This is a genomic window from Paenirhodobacter populi (genome assembly GCF_004022215.1).
Lineage (GTDB): Bacteria > Pseudomonadota > Alphaproteobacteria > Rhodobacterales > Rhodobacteraceae > Rhodobacter > Rhodobacter populi.
On the sequence record NZ_SAUZ01000005.1, the window covers coordinates 1 to 17,207 of the forward strand.

The 17,207-nt window shown below is 69.9% G+C and carries 18 protein-coding genes; 17 read left to right on the forward strand and 1 reads right to left on the reverse strand.

Annotated features, from left to right (window positions below):
- From D2T30_RS05790 to D2T30_RS23025, 3 genes are all read left to right on the forward strand, one after another.
- Window positions 1-346: 4Fe-4S dicluster domain-containing protein (locus tag D2T30_RS05790; protein WP_206612872.1), on the forward strand; the 346-nt coding region annotated here is incomplete at its 5' end.
- A 453-nt stretch (window positions 347-799) separates the two neighbouring features.
- Window positions 800-991: a gluconate 2-dehydrogenase subunit 3 family protein gene (locus D2T30_RS05795; RefSeq protein WP_164884229.1), complete on the forward strand. Its 192-nt coding sequence runs from the start codon at window positions 800-802 to the stop codon at window positions 989-991.
- A gap of 120 nt (window positions 992-1,111) precedes the next feature.
- Complete coding sequence (locus D2T30_RS23025) at window positions 1,112-1,315, forward strand: hypothetical protein (RefSeq protein ID WP_164884230.1); 204 nt, start codon at window positions 1,112-1,114, stop codon at window positions 1,313-1,315.
- Between the two features lie 45 nt (window positions 1,316-1,360).
- On the opposite strand, the gene D2T30_RS05800 is transcribed toward D2T30_RS23025, so the two are convergent.
- The gene (locus tag D2T30_RS05800; protein ID WP_128208129.1) at window positions 1,361-2,788 is read right to left on the reverse strand and encodes an FAD/NAD(P)-binding protein; all 1,428 of its coding nucleotides are present in this window, start codon (window positions 2,786-2,788) and stop codon (window positions 1,361-1,363) included.
- A 572-nt stretch (window positions 2,789-3,360) separates the two neighbouring features.
- On the opposite strand from D2T30_RS05800, the gene D2T30_RS05805 reads away from it, so the two are divergent.
- From D2T30_RS05805 to D2T30_RS05870, 14 genes are all read left to right on the forward strand, one after another.
- Window positions 3,361-4,572, forward strand: a complete 1,212-nt coding sequence (locus D2T30_RS05805; protein ID WP_241560622.1) for an acyl-CoA dehydrogenase family protein — start codon at window positions 3,361-3,363, stop codon at window positions 4,570-4,572.
- A 10-nt stretch (window positions 4,573-4,582) separates the two neighbouring features.
- Window positions 4,583-5,689: an LLM class flavin-dependent oxidoreductase gene (locus D2T30_RS05810; RefSeq protein ID WP_128208130.1), complete on the forward strand. Its 1,107-nt coding sequence runs from the start codon at window positions 4,583-4,585 to the stop codon at window positions 5,687-5,689.
- A gap of 46 nt (window positions 5,690-5,735) precedes the next feature.
- Window positions 5,736-6,761, forward strand: coding sequence for an ABC transporter substrate-binding protein (locus D2T30_RS05815; protein WP_128208131.1), 1,026 nt, complete (start codon window positions 5,736-5,738; stop codon window positions 6,759-6,761).
- A 10-nt stretch (window positions 6,762-6,771) separates the two neighbouring features.
- Window positions 6,772-7,758, forward strand: a complete 987-nt coding sequence (locus D2T30_RS05820; protein WP_128208132.1) for an ABC transporter permease — start codon at window positions 6,772-6,774, stop codon at window positions 7,756-7,758.
- On the forward strand, window positions 7,752-8,543 hold the full coding sequence (locus tag D2T30_RS05825) for an ABC transporter ATP-binding protein (protein ID WP_206612873.1): 792 nt from the start codon (window positions 7,752-7,754) through the stop codon (window positions 8,541-8,543). Before D2T30_RS05820 ends, D2T30_RS05825 begins: the two co-directional genes overlap by 7 nt.
- 164 nt (window positions 8,544-8,707) lie before the next feature.
- On the forward strand, window positions 8,708-9,148 hold the full coding sequence (locus D2T30_RS05830; RefSeq protein ID WP_128208133.1) for a DUF1775 domain-containing protein: 441 nt from the start codon (window positions 8,708-8,710) through the stop codon (window positions 9,146-9,148).
- Window positions 9,145-10,707: a copper resistance CopC/CopD family protein gene (locus tag D2T30_RS05835; RefSeq protein ID WP_128208134.1), complete on the forward strand. Its 1,563-nt coding sequence runs from the start codon at window positions 9,145-9,147 to the stop codon at window positions 10,705-10,707. The genes D2T30_RS05830 and D2T30_RS05835 overlap by 4 nt, the downstream gene beginning before the upstream one ends.
- 150 nt (window positions 10,708-10,857) lie before the next feature.
- A complete protein-coding gene (locus D2T30_RS05840) occupies window positions 10,858-12,186 on the forward strand; it encodes an LLM class flavin-dependent oxidoreductase (RefSeq protein WP_128208135.1) in 1,329 nt (442 codons plus the stop codon).
- A gap of 11 nt (window positions 12,187-12,197) precedes the next feature.
- Entirely contained in the window at window positions 12,198-13,160 is a 963-nt protein-coding gene (locus D2T30_RS05845; protein WP_128208251.1) for an ABC transporter substrate-binding protein, read from the forward strand.
- Window positions 13,157-14,023, forward strand: a complete 867-nt coding sequence (locus D2T30_RS05850; RefSeq protein WP_128208136.1) for an ABC transporter permease subunit — start codon at window positions 13,157-13,159, stop codon at window positions 14,021-14,023. Before D2T30_RS05845 ends, D2T30_RS05850 begins: the two co-directional genes overlap by 4 nt.
- On the forward strand, window positions 13,996-14,781 hold the full coding sequence (locus tag D2T30_RS05855) for an ABC transporter ATP-binding protein (RefSeq protein ID WP_128208137.1): 786 nt from the start codon (window positions 13,996-13,998) through the stop codon (window positions 14,779-14,781). The genes D2T30_RS05850 and D2T30_RS05855 overlap by 28 nt, the downstream gene beginning before the upstream one ends.
- Complete coding sequence (locus D2T30_RS05860; protein WP_128208138.1) at window positions 14,778-16,316, forward strand: FAD-dependent oxidoreductase; 1,539 nt, start codon at window positions 14,778-14,780, stop codon at window positions 16,314-16,316. The genes D2T30_RS05855 and D2T30_RS05860 overlap by 4 nt, the downstream gene beginning before the upstream one ends.
- Window positions 16,313-16,708 (forward strand): 4Fe-4S dicluster domain-containing protein, encoded by a 396-nt coding sequence (locus D2T30_RS05865; protein WP_128208139.1) that lies wholly within the window; start codon window positions 16,313-16,315, stop codon window positions 16,706-16,708. The genes D2T30_RS05860 and D2T30_RS05865 overlap by 4 nt, the downstream gene beginning before the upstream one ends.
- Window positions 16,698-17,204, forward strand: a complete 507-nt coding sequence (locus tag D2T30_RS05870) for a cupin domain-containing protein (protein ID WP_128208140.1) — start codon at window positions 16,698-16,700, stop codon at window positions 17,202-17,204. Before D2T30_RS05865 ends, D2T30_RS05870 begins: the two co-directional genes overlap by 11 nt.
- Window positions 17,205-17,207: the final 3 nt, after the last annotated feature.

Genomic DNA, 17,207 nt, shown 5'->3' on the forward strand with positions numbered 1-17,207 from the left:
TTTCAAGCCGATCGACTATCCGAAACCGGACGGGGTGATCAGCTTCGACCGGCTGACCAACGTGGCCTTCAGCTTCACCAACCACGAGGAATCGCAGCCCTGCCACCTGAAGCTGAAGGATCCGACGGTGCCGATCCGGGTGAACCTGCCCGACTACGCCGAGCCCGCGCAACGCTACTGCCCCGCCGGCGTCTACGAGGTGGTCGAGGACGAGGCCGGCCCGCGCTTCCAGATCAACTTCCAGAACTGCGTCCACTGCAAGACCTGCGACATCAAGGACCCCAGCCAGAACATCAACTGGACAACACCTCAGGGCGGCGACGGACCGAATTATCCGAATATGTGACGGGGGCCCATTGCGGGAAAGGCGGCTTGCCGTGGGCGGGTCTTCCTCTGCGATCGGTCGAATATGGCCGATCCGGATTGCGAGATGAACCTGACGGAGACTGGTGGTTCTTCAGGTCGGCCCAGGCGCGCACCATGGGCGCCATCGCCGCATGCCTGATCCCGCGGCGAATGTGTTGTCCCTCTCGGGCGGGAGGGGCCGAATTCATCGCGGACCAGTTGGCCGGCAGCTATGGCACGTCGGAGCGGCTTTACATGTGCGGCCCGTTCCGGAACGGCATGCCCGGGCAGAGCGACCCGCTTCCCCGGGTGATGCGGGACCGCTGCCGCATGGGGCTCGCCCCGCTGTCGCAATATTGCCTGACCATTTGTCAGGGGAATTCGCCGATCCCGGCCGGGATATGCAGATCGCCGTTAAAGGGCAGGGAGGCCGCTGAGCCCGATCCCCTCGAAGGTGCTGTTCACCCATATCCTCGACAATACGATGGAGGGGTTCGTCGCCGAACCTATCTCTGGCGGCAACCGGAACATGGCGTTTTGGCGCAAGACCGGCTTTCCGGCGGTGCACCACGATTGCCCCTGTGCGACCCGTTACAACGAAAAGCTGGATCTGGACCCCTTGTCCATTGCCGGTCGCGCGGCCTGATCGAAAGCGGAGGCCAACCGGCATGGCAGGCACGCCAACACGGCTGCCGCATATAGATGCGGCGGTGTTCGGGCTTGGCTGGGCCGCCGGCGGAGGCAAACGATCCAACCTCAATCATCCGTGCCGTGCTGGCTGGTGGTCGGGCAGGGTGGCGTCCGCCCGCCGACCGGCCCGGAGATGCCGGCCTTCGGCACGATCCTTGACGATGCGCGGGTGGCGGGGATGGCGGGGATGGCGGATTACATCCGCAGCGGTTGGGGAAATTTCGCGCCCGCAGTCGATCCGGGCGCTGTGAGGAAGGTCTGTGAAGAGCTGTCGAAATAAAAGGATAAAGAGCGTCGGAAAACCGGCGCCCTTTCGGATAGGGGATCAGCCCCGCGATACGCCCACGGGGTCCTGCGCCTCGATCGCATGCAGATGGCGCGCCAGTTCTGCGCATTGCACCCGGATGTCGGGGATGGCGGTGATTTCCCATGCCGCGCCGCGCGCGCAGGGGCCGATCGCGAACAGCCGCCGCGAGGGGCGCCCATCGGCCAGCAGCACCTGTGCCCATTCGTTGGTGTCGATGCCCAGCTTCAGCGGGTCGAGCCGGCTTTGCCCGCGCGCCAGCAGATCCTGAATCACCGGGGCGCTGTCCTTGGCCGGATCGCGGCGGATGCCGCGGCAGTCGACGGCGCGCCCCGCGGGCAGCACCCGCTCCCCGCCGGAGGTGCGGATGCGGACGGCGATCAGGCCGTCTTCGCCCATCGTGGCCTCCTCGAACCGGCCGCGCAGGATGCGCAACTGGCCGCGGTCGCGCGCCTCCTGCAGCCAGCGGGCGGAGTCGGGCGGGACGCGGTGGCGGTGCACCTCCCAGAAGCTGGCGGCATGGCGCAGGAAGCGGCGACGCTCGGCCTCGGGCCAGGCGCGCCAGATCGCCGAGACATGCGCCCGGATGCCGTCGACCGCATCGCGCCAGGTGCCGCCCTGCCGTTCCGCATCGGCGGCGAGCCCGCGCATCCAGTGCAGGATGGCGCTGACCGGCGCGCCAAGGGGAACGTGGCCGCGGCTGATCGCCAACGGCTTCGTCTCGGTATGGACCTGCGGCAGCAGCCCCCGGCGCGAGACGCAGGTGATCGTCCCGCGATGGCCGTTGCGCAGCAGCGTGATCAGGTGGTCGATCATCGACAGGCCGGTGCCGATGATGACGACGGGCTGGCCAGGATCGGCGGGCGGGGTGAAATCCCAGCCGCTGGTCAGCACCGCATGCGACTGCACCGGCACGGCATGGCCGGTTGCCAGAATGGCGCGGTCGCCCCGGATGCAGGTGCCGTCGCCCAGATGCGCGATCACCGCCTTCGGCGTTTCCTCGAGCCGCAGGCATTCGTCCTTGACGCAGCGCAGGCGCGAGACCTCGGGCAGGTCGCGTTCCCGCGCGATCAGGTCGTTGAGGTAGCGGCCGTAGATCTGCCGTCCGACGAAGCTTTCGTCCGTCGCGCCGGGGGCCATGCCCGATTGCCGCAGCCAGTCGCGGAAATGTTCCGGCCGGTCGGGATAGGCGCTCATGTTGTGGACGCGGGTGTTCAGCAGATGGCCCGGATCGGTGGTCGAATAGGCGATGCCGCAACCCAGAAGGGCGCTTTTCTCGATCACCGTGACCCGCATGTCGGGCGAGGCGTTCAGCAGGTGCAGGGCCATCAGCGTGCCGCTAGCCCCGCCGCCGATGATCAGCACGTGACAGGCGAAGCCCCGGTTTTCGTCGAGGGGGGCCTCGGCACGTGCGACGGATGTGAATTCTTGCGGCGGAAGGCTGGTCATTCACGTCTCCTGTTGCATCGACAGGACGGGAACGGGCTGCGCGACCTTCGGCCGTGCGACGGCCGGCGGGTCTTGCGACAGAGGGGAAGGGCGCGGTTCCGTTCCGTCATGTTCCTTTTCCGGATGATCCTCTGGTGCCCAACGCCGGCAGAGGCGAGATGGTTTCCCGGGGATCCTTATTCTGTGAAAAGTCTACCATGAGCGTCGTGATTTAAATTCTTTTGCGCGGCGGGGTCGGGGAATAATATTCCTGTTTGGCGGAAAACCGCGGACCGGGCGTTCGGGTTTCACCGGGGAGTGCCGCTGGGGGGGGCCCCGGGGGCCCGGCACCGGGCGCGCGGGCGGTGGGGGCGAAAGGGGGCCAGCCCCCTCGGCGCAAGCGCCTCACCCCCGGGATATTTAGGGAAGAATGAAGGGAGAAGAGTCTTTCGGCGGAAACCGCGGTGGAGGTGGCCGCCGGGCCGGTTGGGGGGCGGAAAGAAACATTGCACTGGCGCGCCGGGGGGCGGGAACCACCTTCTTCTCCTCCGGGCGGGAACATTGGAATGGGTCCTGGCGCCACTGCGCCTAAAATGTCGGTGCAGGATACGACATTGCCCGCGCTGCGCGGGCGCCATTCCGGACCGGACATGCTGATCTCTTCGCTGACACCCGTCGCCTCAGAACCCGAACGCGCCCGGGCGCTTGCCGATCTTTTCGCGGCGGATGCCGGGGCGCTGGATGCCGGGGGGCATTTTCCGCATGATCACATCGCGGCGCTGCGGCGCGCCGGGCTGCTGGCGCTGACGGTGCCGGTGCGGTTCGGCGGCGCGGGCCGGGGGCTGGCCGTCGCCGCCGAGGTGATCCGCGAGATCGGCCGGGGCGATCCCTCGACCGGGCTGGTGCTGGTGATGCAATACGCGCAGCTTGCAACGCTCCACCGCGGGCGCTGGCCCGCCGCGCTGGTCGCCCGTGTCGCCACCGGCGCCGCCGAGCGCGGCGAGTTGGTCAACGCCCTGCGGGTCGAGCCGGATCTGGGCACGCCGCTGCGGGGCGGCCTGCCCGCCACCACCGCGCGATGGGTTGAGGGCGGCTGGCGGCTGTCCGGCCGGAAGATCTATTCCACCGGCAGCGAGGGCCTGAGCTGGGGCATCGTCTGGGCCCGCACCGATGAGGAAACGCCCCGCGTGGGCCAGTTCCTCGTGCCGTTCTCGGCCGAAGGCGTGCGGATCGAGCGGAGCTGGGACACCCTTGGCCTGCGGTCCTCGTCCAGTCATGACGTGATCTTCGAGGATGTCGCGCTGCCCGCGGAATATGCCGCCGACCTGCGCCGGCCCGAGGAATGGGCGGGGCAGGGGGGCGACGCCTCGGCCTGGATCGGCCTGCTGATCGCCGCGCTCTATACCGGCGTGGCCGAGGCGGGGCGGGACTGGATCGCGGGTTTCCTGACCTCGCGGGTGCCTGCGAACCTCGGCAAGCCGCTGGCCGAACTGCCGCGCATGCAGGAAGCCCTTGGCGCGATCGAGGAACGGATCGCCGTGAACCGCCGGCTGATCGGCTCTGCCGCCGCCGAGGTGGATGCCGGGCATCCGCCCGCCGCCAGCGAAACCGGGCTGATCAAGCATGTCGCCACCGAAAACGCGATCGCGGCGGTCGAGGGCGCGGTCAGGCTGGCCGGCAACCATGCCATCGCCCGCCGCAATCCGCTGGAGCGGCACCTGCGCGACGTCCTGTGCGGCCGGATCCACAGCCCGCAGGAAGACACTGCCCTCATCACCGCCGGGCGCGCCGTGCTCGGGCTATAGGAGAAAACGCATGTCCGTGGAATTCATCGGCTTCATCGGCAATCACAACGCCTCCGAGATCATCCCCCGGCAGGGGCCGGTGATCGACCGCGCCTTCATCCGCGCCTCGGCGGCGATCCATGAACGGGGCGGCTTCGACCGGGTGCTGCTCGCCTTTCATTCCGCCACGCCCGACAGCCTGTTCGTCGGCCAGTATGTCGCGCAGGTGACGTCGCGGCTGAAACTGATGCTGGCGCATCGGCCGGGCTTCACCGCACCGACGCTCGCGGCGCGGCAGCTTGCCACGCTCGACCATCTGACGGACGGGCGCGTCGCCGTGCATATCATCACCGGCGGCAACGACCGCGAGCTGGCGCAGGACGGCGACTGGCTGACCAAGGACGAACGCTATGCCCGGACGCAGGAATATCTGGACATCGTGCGGCAGGAATGGACGCGGCGCGAGCCCTTTGACTACAAGGGCGAATTCTATCGGGTCTCGGGCGCCTTCTCGGATGTGAAGCCGCAGGGGCCGGAAGGCATCCCGGTCTATTTCGGCGGCTCTTCGCCGGCGGCGATCGCGGTGGCGGGCAAGCATGCCGATGTCTACGCGCTCTGGGGCGAGACGCAGGCGCAGGTGGCCGAAACCATCGCCGCGGTGCGCGCCGCCGCCGCGCCGCATGGCCGCGCGCCGCGGTTCTCGCTCTCGCTGCGCCCGATCCTTGGCGCCACCGAGGAGGAGGCCTGGGCCAAGGCCGACCGCATCCTCGCGCAGGCCAGGGCGCTGCGCGCCGCCGGGGCCGAACAGCGGCTGGTGAATGCGACCGATCCCGACCGGCCGCAGAACGAGGGCTCGCGCCGCCTGCTGGCCGCCGCGGCGCAGGGCGCGCGGCTCGACAAGCGGCTGTGGACCGAACTCGCCCGGCTGACCGGCGCGAACGGCAATTCGACCTCGCTCGTCGGCACGCCCGATCAGGTGGCGGAGGCGATGCTTGATTATTACCGGCTGGGCATCTCGACCTTCCTGATCCGCGGCTTCGATCCGCTGGCCGACGCGCTGGAATACGGGCGCGACCTGATCCCGCGCGTGCGCGCGCTGGTAGCCGGGGAAACCGCCGGCAGCCGCGCCGCAGAATGACCGAACGCAGAATAACCGTCTCATGGACCGTGAAAGGATTTCCCGCATGACCCGCATCGCCTCTGGCCGACGACATCTTCTGAAGACCGCCCTTGGCGCGACGCTCGCCGCGCCGTTCCTTGGGGCGGGGATCGGCTCGCTCGCCCGCGCGCAGGGCGCCGGCGGGCTGAAACATATCAGGTTCGCCTCCAACGCCTCGTCCATCTGCCTCGCACCGGTCTTCGTCGCCATCGATCAGGGCATCTTCGCCAAGCATGGTCTGGATATCGAGATCGTCAATTTCGGCGCCTCGACCGAAACGCTGCTGGAGGCGATCGCCACCGGCAAGGCGGACGGCGGCGTCGGCATGGCGCTGCGCTGGCTCAAGGCGCTGGAACAGGGATTCGACGTCAAGGTGACGGCGGGCACGCATGGCGGCTGCATGCGGCTTTTGTCGCCGCAGTCGACCGGGATCACCGATCTTGCCGATCTCAAGGGCAAGAGCATCGGCGTCACCGATCTTGCGGCACCGGCGAAGAACTTCTTCTCGATCCAGCTGCACGATATCGGGCTCGACCCCGAAAAGGATGTGAAATGGCGGGCCTTCTCGGCCGAGGTTCTGGAACTCGCGGCGGAGCGGGGCGAGGTGGACGCCATCGCCGACGGCGATCCGAAGGCCTATTTCTGGCTGCACGACACGCCCGGCAAATATGTGCAGGTGGCCTCGAACCTCGACCATGGCTATGAAAACCGCGTCTGCTGCATCGTCGGCATCAGCGGCAATCTGGTGCGCAACGATCCCGAAACGTCGCGGGCGCTGACGCGCGCGCTGCTCGAGGCGCAGGACTGGACCGTGGCGAAGCCCGAGGACGCGGCGAAGGCCTTCCTGCCGAATGCGCCCAAAGGCCGCTCGATCGAGGATCTGGTGGCGGTGCTGGCCGATCAGACGCACGACCACCATCCGACCGGCGCCGACCTGCGCACGGAGATCGCGCAATATGCGTCGGAACTGCGCGAGATCAACATCTTCCGCCGCTCGACCGACCCGCAGGCCTTCGCCGACCGGGTCTATGCCGATGTGCTGAGCGCGTAGGGAGGGACCGATGGCTTCGATCGAATTGCCGCTGGAGGCGGGCCGCGCGCCGGCCCCGGTGCAGGGCTGGACGCTGCTTGCCGCGCTGCCGTGGTTCGCGGCGGTGGCGGTGCTGCTGCTGGTGCCGGACCTGACCTATCAGCCGCTCGGGCGGGAACTCGCGCTGATCTGGGGGGCGGTGGGCGGGGTGCTGACGCTCCTCGGTCTGTTCGGCAACCGGCTTGGCCGCGTCGGACGCTGGAGCGCGCTGCGCGGCCCGTGGCTCTTCGCCATCGGTGCGGCCTCGGTGCTCTGGACCGTGGTGACGGCAAAGACGGGATGGCTGCCGCAGCCCTTCTTCCCGACGCCGCAGGCGATGCTGGAGGTCTTTCTGTATGACTACGGCAAGATCCTGCACAGTGCGGCCTTTTCGATCTGGCTGCTGGCGAAGGGCTTTTTCTTCGGCGCGATCGCGGGGTTCCTGATCGGGGTCGGCATGGGCTGGTCGCGCGCGGTCAGCTACTGGGCGACGCCGCTGCTGCGCTATATCGGGCCGCTGCCGGCGACCGCGTGGCTGCCGCTGGCGTTCTTCATCTTTCCCAGCTCGGGTTCGGCCAGCGTCTTCCTGATCGCCTTTTCGACCGCCTTTCCGGTCGCGGTGCTGACCTGGTCGGGCATCGCCGCGGTCAACCGCGACTATTACGAAATCGCCCGCACGCTTGGCGCCTCGCCGCTGTTCCTGATCGTCAAGGTGGCGATCCCGTCGGCGCTGCCGCATGTCTTCGTCGGGCTGTTCATGGGGCTGTCGACCTCTTTCGCGGTGCTGGTCGTGGCCGAGATGCTGGGCGTCGAGGCCGGTCTTGGCTGGTATCTGCAATGGGCGCAGGGCTGGGCCGCCTATGCCAACATGTATGCGGCGCTTTTCGTGATGGCGGCGATGTGTTCGGGTCTCATCACGCTCCTGTTCCGCATCCGCGACCGGGTGCTTGTCTGGCAGAAGGGGGTTGTCCGGTGGTGACCGCGGCGTTGAAAGAGGACCTGCCGGGCGCGGGTCGGGAAATCTCGATCGAGGCGGTGTCGCACCGCTTCGACCTTGAAGGCGCGCCGCTGCCGGTGCTGGACGACGTGTCCTTCACCATCGAGCCGGGCTCCTTCGTGGCGCTTCTGGGGCCGTCGGGGTGCGGCAAGTCCACCCTGCTGCGGCTGATCGCGGGGCTTGACCATCCGGCCTCGGGCGCGATCCGCGTGGATGGGGCACAGGTCGGCGCCCCCGATCCCTCGCGGATTCTGGTGTTTCAGGATCCGACGCTGTTCCCCTGGCGGACGGTGCGGGCGAATGTCGCCCTTGGGCTCGAGGCGCAGGGCACGCTGAAGACCGAGGGCCACCGCATTGACGCGGCGATCAACCTGGTGGGGTTGCAGGGCTTCGACAAGGCCTATCCGCATCAGCTTTCGGGCGGGATGGCGCAGCGGGTCGCGCTGGCGCGGGCGCTGGTGAACCAGCCGAATGTGCTGCTGCTCGACGAACCGCTGGGCAAGCTCGACAGCCTGACGCGGCTGGCGATGCAGACCGAACTGGTGCGGCTGTGGCAGCAAAGCGGGCTGACCGCGGTGCTGGTGACCCATGATGTCGAGGAGGCGCTGTATCTCGCGCAGCGAGTGATCGTCTTCGGCCCGCGTCCGGCGCAGGTGGTGGCGGACCTGACCGTCGATCTGCCCTATCCCCGCCATCGCGGCCATCCCCGCATCGCCGAGCTGCGCCATGAGGCGCTGCGGCATCTTGGGCTTGAGGCGAGCTGGTAGCGCGGTCGGGTCGGGCCTTGCCGGGATCGTGGCGCGCGCGGATGGGGCGCAGGGGGCCAGCCCCCTCGGCCTGCGGCCTCACCCCCGGGATATTTATGGAAGAATGAAGGAGGAAGATGCGCTTGGGCGATTTTGAAGGCCGCTTTCAGACCGAAGGGAAGAGGATGATCCTGTTCCACCGCCTTGCCCTGCTGGCCGTCGCGGGGCTCGTGCCGCTGCCCGCGGCGGCGCATATCCATCTGCATCCGGACCGGGCGCAGCCCGGTCAGGTGCTGGACATCGGCCTGATCGTGGGCCACGGCTGCGCGGGCGCGGCGACGACCGGGCTGCGCGTCGCGATCCCCGAGGGGCTGGAGGCCGCGGTGCCCGTGCCGAAGGACGGATGGCAGGTTTCGGTGGCCGAGGGCGAGGTCGGCTGGCAGGGCGGTTCGCTGCCGGACGGCACGAAGGCCAGTTTCACCCTGCGCGCCACGGTTGCCGCCGGTGCGCCCGGGGCGATCGCGATCCCGGTGATCCAGATCTGCGGCGACCGCGAAACCCGCTGGATCGGGACGGCGGATGCTGACAGCCCGGCGCCGGTGCTGACGGTCCAGCCGGCGCGATGACCGCCGCCCTGCGGTGCCGCCGCGTGGCGGGCTGGTTTCTGGTGGGGTTTGCCGTGGCTCTGCTGTGGCTGGTTCCGGCGGGGCAGGCCGTTGCGCATGCGAGCCTCGTTTCCGCCGCGCCGCCCGACGGCGTGCTGCTTGAGGCCGCGCCGCGCGACATCACCCTGACCTTCAACGAAAGGGTGCGCCCGTTGGCGGCGCGGCTTTCGGCGCCGGACGGGCGCACGGTCCTGCTGCCCCCGCCGGAGATCGAGGGCCATTCCCTGCGCTTTGCCCTGCCCGAGGGGCTCGCGCGCGGCAGCCATCTGCTGTCATGGCGCGTGACCTCGGCCGACGGGCATCCGCTGGCGGGGGCGCAGCTGTTTTCCGTGGAGGTCGAGACGGCGATCGCCGAGGCGTCGGACGACGCGCCCCTTGCCACGCGCGCCGGGGTCTGGGCGCTGCGGGCGGCGCTGATCGGGGCGCTGCTGTGCGGTGTGGGCGGGGCGGTGTTTCAGGCTTTCGCCGGGCGGCAGGGGACGCGGTTTCCGCAGGCCGCGGCGGGCGCGGGTCTTGCGCTGCTGCTGCCGGTCGCGGGGTTTCAGGGGCTCGACCTGCTGGGCCTGCCGCCCGCCGCACTGCTGACGGGGGCCCCCTGGCGCGAGGGCGCGGCGGGGGCGCCGGGGCTGGCGCTGGCGCTTTCGGCGGGCGCGCTGATCGCGGCGCTGACGCGGCCGGGCCGGGTGATCGCGCTGGTCGGGCTCTTGGCGTGCGGGATGGCCGCGGCGGCGGCCGGGCATGCGGCCACCGCGCCGCCGCAGGCGGTGATGCGCCCGGCCGTCGCCGCCCATGTGATCGCCGCGGCGCTCTGGATCGGGGCGCTGGTGCCGCTGTCGGCGCAGCTCGCACGTGGAGGGGCCGGCGCGCTGGCGGGGTTTTCGCGCGCCATTCCATGGGGTGTCGCGGTGCTTGCCGGGTCCGGCGTGGCGATCGCGGTGGTCCAGCTGGGCGCCGATCCCACCGCCCTGTGGCGGACCGGTTACGGGCGGGTTCTGCTGGCAAAGCTCGCGCTGGTCGCGGTGCTGCTGGCGGTGGCGCTATTCAACCGGCTGCGCCTGACGCCCCGGGCCGAGCGGGGCGACACCCGCCCGCTGCGCCGCGCCATCGCGGTTGAAATCGTGCTGGCCGCCGCGATCATCGGGGTGATCGCGCTCTGGCGCTTTACCCCGCCGCCGCGCGCCATCGTGCCGGTGCCGCCGGCGCTGGCGCAGGAATTCCGCGCGGGCGGGCTGTCGGCGGTGGTGCATGTCGATCCGCCCCGCATGGGCATGGTGCGGGTCCGGGTGTCGGACCTGCGGCTGGACGGCGCGCCCTTCGTGCCGCAATCCGTCGCGATCGAATTCTCCAAGCCCTCCTACGGCCTTGGCCCCTTCCGGCATGAAATGCGGGGCGGCGAAGCCGATGCGGGCCGGTTCCTGCTGCCGCTCGACGGTTATTGGGTGGTGACGGTGACGGTGCTCATCTCCGATTTCCGGGCGGAGGAAATGCGCGACATCATCGAGATCCGGCCCGCGAACTGAACGTCGGGGCGGAATAATCCTGCTCCGCGGGGGGTGCCGGCCATGCGGATGTTCTCCGCCGGGGGCGATCTTTGGAATTCATCCGGGCGGCGGCGGGGGCGTAGATTGCCCGAAGGACCGATGCACGGAACATGGCGCACGGGGGGGAACATGGCCCAAAGACAGATGAAGCTCGGCTTCATGATGCATGGCAACGGCACCGGCTGGGGCGACTGGCGCCATCCCGACGCTCAGCCCGGCGCCTCGACCGATTTCGCCTATTACCGGCGGCAGGCGCAGATCGCCGAGGCGGCGCGCTTCGATTTCCTGTTCGTCGCGGACAGCGTCCACATCACCCCGAAATCGAGCCCGCATTACCTCAACCGTTTCGAGCCGCTGACGATCCTGTCGGCGCTGGCCGCGGTGACGGATCATATCGGCCTCGTCGGCACGCTGACGGTCAGCTACGCCGAGCCGTTCAACGTCGCGCGGCAGTTCGCCTCGCTCGACCAGCTCTCGGGCGGGCGGGCGGGATGGAACGTGGTGACCTCGTGGCTCGAAGGATCGGCGCGCAACTACAGCCGGGAAAAGCATTACGATCACGCGACGCGCTACCGGCTGGCGGCGGAACATCTGGATGTCGTGCAGGGGCTGTGGGATTCGTGGGAAGACGACGCCCTTGTGCATGACAAGGCTTCGGGCCGGTTCTTCGACCCGGACAAGCTGCACCGGCTCGACCACCGGGGCGATTTCTTTCAGGTCGAGGGGCCGCTGAACATCGCGCGCTCGCCGCAGGGGCAGCCGGTGATCTTTCAGGCCGGCGCCTCGGAGGACGGGCGCGACTTCGCCGCCGCGCGCTCGGACGCGATCTTCGTGCAGCCGGGAGATCTGGCGGGGGCGCAGGCCTATTACGCCGATGTCAAACGCCGCGCGGCCGGGTTCGGGCGCGACCCCGATACGCTGTTCGTGCTGCCCGGCCTGCGCCCGGTGATCGGCTCGACCGAGGCGGAGGCCGAACGCAAGTATCAGGCGTTCATCGGCCTGACCTCGATCGAGGACGCGCTGCTGATCATGGCGCGGTCGTTCAACGAACACGACTTTTCGCAATACGACCTCGACGCGCCCTTCCCGGATGTGGCGCATGTCGCGGCGAATTCGAACCGCTCCACCTCGGAGCGGATCATCGCTCTGGCGCGGGCGGAAAACCTGACGCTGCGGCAGACCGCGCAGCGTTTCGCCACGCCGCGCACCGATTTCATCGGCACGCCGGAACAGGTCGCCGACGCCTTCGGACGCTGGTTCACCGGGCGCGGGGCCGATGGCTTCGTCTTCAACAATTCGCTGCCGGACGAGCTTTCGGTCTTTGCCGATACGGTGGTGCCGATCCTGCAGGCGCGCGGCCTGTTCCGCACCGAATACGAAGGCACGACCTTCCGCGACTCTCTCGGGCTGGCGAAGCCCGCCAACCGGAACACCACGCGGCGCCTTGCCGCCGAATAGGGGATCAGATGATGAACGGAATTTCTCGCCGCACCTTCGGGGGATTGCTGGTGGCCGGGCTGGCGGCGACGCGGGTGAACGCGCAGGATCAGGTCGTGCTGCGCGTCGCGGATCAGGTGGGCGAACAGCGCGCCCGGCTGGAGGCCGCGGGGCTTCTGGACGATCTGCCCTACCGCATCGAATGGTCGGTCTATCCGGCCGCCGTCAACCTGCACGAGGCGCTGAAGGCCGATGCCGCCGATATCGGCATGTCCGCCGACAGCCCCGCCGTCAGCGCCATCGCCGGCGGATCGAAGGTGCGCCTCGCGGCGGTCTTTTCCAACGGCGGACTTGGCTCCTCGATCCTCGTGCCGAAGGGCAGCGGGATCGAAACGCTCGCCGATCTGCGCGGCAAGACGATCTCGCCAACGACGCGGGGATCGGTCGCGCATTACCTCGTGCTGGGCGCGCTTAAGAAGGCGGGGGTGGACCCGTCCGAGGTGAAGCTCGCCTTCCTGACGCCGGCCGATGCCTCGGCCGCGTTCCAGTCGGGGTCGATCGACGCCTGGGGCACCTGGGGCGTCTACAAGGCGCGCAGCGTGGGCGTTCTGGGCGCGCGCGAGCTGTTCGACGGGGTGGGCGTGAACACCGGCAACATCGTCTATGCGGTGACCGAAAGGACGCTGGCCGATCCCGCCAAGGTCGCCGCGATCGACGATTTCGTCGGCCGGATCGACAGGAGCTACGACTGGGCGCGGGCGAACCGCGAGGATTTCCTGACCTTCTACGAAGGCTTCAGCAAGCAGGACCGCGCCACGGTCGAACCGCTGTATCCCGAACAGTCGGGCTATCGGCGCAAGCCGGTCGATGACGCCTTCGTTGCCACCTTGCAGAATGTCCACGACACCTGGGTCGGGGCCGGGGTCCTGACTGGTCAGCTGAATCTGGCGGACTACGTTTACCGGGATCTGCCCGTGACGGTGACGAACGGATGAGCGTGACCGAAAGCCCCGGCACCTATGTGCCCCCGGCGCCCGCGCGCCGTGCCGCGCCCGCCGGTCGGGTGCGGCTGGTGCCCGCCCATGCGCGCGGCCGCGGCCTGCCGCGCTGGCTGCGCCGCACGAGCGGGCCGGTCGCGCTGGTGGCCTTGTGGCACATCGCCTCGGTCACCGGGGTTCTGCCGGCCGAGGTTCTGGCCGGGCCGGCGACGGTCGTGTCCAGCGCGGCGCGGCTGATCGCGACCGGCGAGCTGCAACAGGCGATCGTCGTGTCGCTCGGTCGGGCGATGGCGGGGCTGGCGCTTGGCGGGACGGTGGGGGTGCTGCTTGCGCTTGCCTCCGGGCTGACCCGGCTGGGCGAGGATCTGGTCGATGCGCCGATGCAGATGCTGCGCACCGTGCCGAACGTGGCGCTGATCCCGCTGCTGATCATCTGGTTCGGCATCGGCGAGGCGCCGAAGATCGCGCTGATCGCGCTGGCCACGGCCTTTCCGCTGTATCTGAACGTCTATGCGGGCATTCGCGGCGTCGACCAGACGCTGATCGAGGCGGGCCGGACCCTCGGCCTTGGCCGGGCGGGGCTGGTGCGCCATGTCGTGCTGCCCGGGGCGCTGCCCAATGCGCTGGTGGGGCTGCGCTATTCGCTGGGGATCGCCTGGCTCGCGCTGGTCTTCGGCGAACAGATCAACGCCACGGCGGGGGTCGGCTATCTGATGGCCAATGCCCGCGAATTCTTTCAGACCGACGTGATCGTCGTCTGCCTTGTCGTCTATGCGATCCTCGGCCTTGCGGTCGACATGGTCGTGCGCACCCTCGAAAGGATATTCCTCGCATGGCGACCGAGTTTCACCGGGGCGTGACGCCCTCCGCGGATGGCGATCCGGGCCGGGGCCTTGGCGGCCCCGCCGCGGTCGAGGTGCGCGGGCTCAGCCGCAGCTTCGGCGACCGGCGCGTCATCGACAACCTCGACCTGACGATCCGGCCGGGGGAATTCGTGGCGCTGCTGGGGGCCTCGGGCTGCGGCAAGTCCACGCTGCTGCGCATCCTCGGCGATCTCGACCCGGATTTCGAGGGCGAGGTGACACTGCCCCGCAAACGCGCCATCGCCTTTCAGGCGCCGCGGCTGATGCCGTGGAAGCGGGTCTGGCACAATGTCGTGCTGGGGCTGCCGGGCCGGCCGGATCGCGCGCGGGCCGGGCGCGCGCTGGCCGAGGTCGGCATCGGCCACCGCGCCGACGTCTGGCCCAAGGTCCTCTCGGGCGGCGAGGCGCAGCGCGCCGCGCTGGCCCGGGCGCTGGTGCGCGAACCCGATCTGCTGCTGCTGGACGAGCCCTTCGCCGCCCTCGACGCGCTGACGCGGATCAAGGCGCAGGGGCTGGTGGCCGAGCTGTGGGAGCGCCACGGCTGCGCCGTCCTTCTGGTGACGCATGACGTCGAAGAGGCGATCCTGCTGGCCGACCGGGTGCTGGTGATGAAGGACGGCGTCATCGCGCATGAACATGCGGTCGATCTGCCCCGGCCGCGCGATGTGGCGGACCCGAGGGTGGCGCGGGCGCGGGGCGTCCTGCTCGACTGGCTCGGCGTCCGGCACGAAATCCGGCACGGGGCCGAGGCATGAGCGGCGGCTTCCATATCACCACCGATGTGCTGGTCATCGGCGGCGGCATGGCCGGGGCCTGGGCGGCGATCGGCGCACGGCGGGCGGGCGCCTCGGTCGTGCTGGTGGAAAAGGGCTGGCTCGGCACCTCGGGGGTGACGGCGACGGCGGGGCCGGGGCATTGGTGGGTCGCGCCCGCCGACCGTCCGGCCGCGATCGCGCGCCGGCTGGCGCAGTCGGGCGGGTTGAACGAGGCCGACTGGATGGCGCGCATCCTCGACACCACCTGGAACAGCCTGCCCGGCCTGTCCGATGTCTACGATTTCCCCCGCGACGATGCCGGCGTGCCGCGCTACCGGGCGCTGCGCGGACCGGAATACATGCGCGCGCTGCGCCGCCGGCTGCAAGGGATCGGCGTCCGCATCATCGACCACGCGGCGGCGCAGCAGCTGTTGCGGCATGCCGACGGCGCGGTCGCGGGGGCAAGCGGCGTGCGCACCTCGGGCGGGGCCGGCTGGCAGGTGGATGCCGGGGCGGTGGTGCTGGCGACCGGGGGGACGGCGTTCCGCTCGCGCCTGCTCGGATCGTGGAACAATACGGGCGACGGCTACCTGATGGCGGCGGAGGCGGGCGCCGACCTGTCGGGGATGGAATTCACCGCCGTCTATTGCGTCGCGCCCGCCCGCACGACGCTGACGCGCTCGATGTCCTTCGCCTTCGCCACCTATTACGACGAAACGGGGCGGGTGCTGCCGGTCGGCGGGCCGGATATCACCCGGCCGCTGGCGCAGGCGCTGCTGCGCGGGCCGGTCTTTGCCGATCTGTCGCGCACGCCCGCCGATATTCGCGACCGCGTGCCCACCATCTCGCCGAATTTCGTGCTGCCGTTCCACCGCTGGGGGATCGACCCCTACCGGCAGCGGTTCGAGGTCACGCTGCATGGCGAGGGCACGATCCGCGGCATCGGCGGCATCGCGGTCGAGACCGCGGATTGCGCCACCGCCGTTCCGGGCCTGTTCGCGGCGGGCGACGCGGCGACGCGCGAACGGGTCGCGGGGGCGATCTCGGGCGGCGGCAACATCAATTCCGCCTGGGCGCTGTCCTCCGGCCTCTGGTCGGGGGAGGGGGCGGCCCGGATCGCGGCGCGCAGCCCGCGGCGCGGCGGCGGACGGCGCGTCGGACGGGCGGGGCTTGCCGGCGGGCGCGGCATCGACCGGGCGGCGATCCTCGCGCAGGTGCAGGACGCGATGCTGCGCTACGACAAGGTGCTGTTCCGCGAGGAAAAGGCCCTGCGCGCCAGCCTCGCCACGCTCGACACCGCATGGACGGCGGTCTGCGAGGCCGCGCCCGATCCCGCCACGCGCGAGCTGGCGGCGATGGTCGCCACGGCGCGCTGGACGCTGACCGCGGCCCTGGCACGGCGGGAAAGCCGCGGCATCCACCAGCGCACGGATTTCCCCGGCGCCGATCCGGCGCTGGCGCGGCGGATCCGGGTGCGGGGCCTCGACCGGCCGGAGGCCGCGCCCGAGGCGCTGCCGGCGGAGCAGACGGCATGATCGAATTCATCGCCGGGGATCTCTGCACCGCCTGCGGCACCTGCGTCGAGGTCTGCCCGACCGGGGTCTTTGCCGGCGCGCCCGGCACGGTGCCCCGGATCGCGCATCCCGAGGCGTGCCAGACCTGCTTCATGTGCGAACTCTATTGCCGGGCGGATGCGATCTTCGTCGGCCCGGATGCCGGCGGGGTCGAGGGCTTCGATCCGGCAACCACCCGCGCGGCCGGCCTGCTGGGCGAGATGCGCCGCCTGCACGGGTGGGACGAATGGGCGGCGGACCCGCGCTATCCGAACGATCACTGGCGGATGGAAACCGTGTTCGAGCGCGCCCGCAGCGTGATGAACCGCGGCCCCGCGCCGCAGACAGGGAAGGAAGACAGATATGCCTCATGACCACGGCCCCGGGGGCCACAGTCACGAAGATGCGCCGCGCTGGAAACATGACGGCATCCGGGTGATCCGGGGCGATCAGCTCGATGCCAATACGGCGCAGACGCCGGGGATGTTCCGGCAGGCGGCGATCAACCACGCGCGCGTCGGCGCGCAGCGGATCTGGGCCGGGACCGTGGCGATCGAACCCGACGCCAAGACCGGCGTGCATCACCACGGCCCGCTGGAAAGCGTGATCTATGTCGTGCGCGGCCGCGCCCGCCTGCGGTGGGGCGACCGGCTGGAATATGTGGCCGAGGCCGGGCCGGGCGATTTCATCTACGTCCCGCCCTATGTTCCCCACCAGGAAATCAACGCCGACCCGGGACAGGTGCTGGAATGCGTCCTCGTCCGCTCGGACAACGAGGCCGTGGTCGTCAACATCACCGATGTCGACCCGGTCGAGAAACCCGAGAATGTCTACTGGGTCGATCCGATCCATGCCGCTCCCGGCAACTGAAAG